The organism is Pseudomonas sp. PS01300, assembly GCF_029960155.1.
GTDB classification, from domain to species: domain Bacteria; phylum Pseudomonadota; class Gammaproteobacteria; order Pseudomonadales; family Pseudomonadaceae; genus Aquipseudomonas; species Aquipseudomonas palmensis.
Map to the genome: position 1 here is coordinate 1 of NZ_JASCPN010000182.1, position 255 is coordinate 255.

Genomic DNA, 255 nt, shown 5'->3' on the forward strand with positions numbered 1-255 from the left:
CGTGGACCAGTGCCAAGGGCAAGGGGCAGACGGATGAGACGCTGCGCCAGACGCAGATGGTGGCCAACGGAAACCTGATAATCAATGCGGTAGACGGCATCAAGGTCGATATAAAAAAGATCGACCAGAGGACTGTCAGTCAGTCCATCGACGCCATGGTGAAGGCTGATCCGAAACTGGCATGGTTGAAAGAAGTGGAAGCCAGGGGTGGTATCGACTGGCGCCAGGTGGAGGAAATTCACTCTAGCTTCAAGT

1 protein-coding gene is annotated in these 255 nt (G+C 54.5%); it reads left to right on the plus strand.

What is annotated here, in order from left to right; all coding sequences use genetic code 11:
• On the plus strand, positions 1-255 hold a 255-nt coding region (locus QMX96_RS26975; protein ID WP_282362747.1), incomplete at both ends, for a hypothetical protein.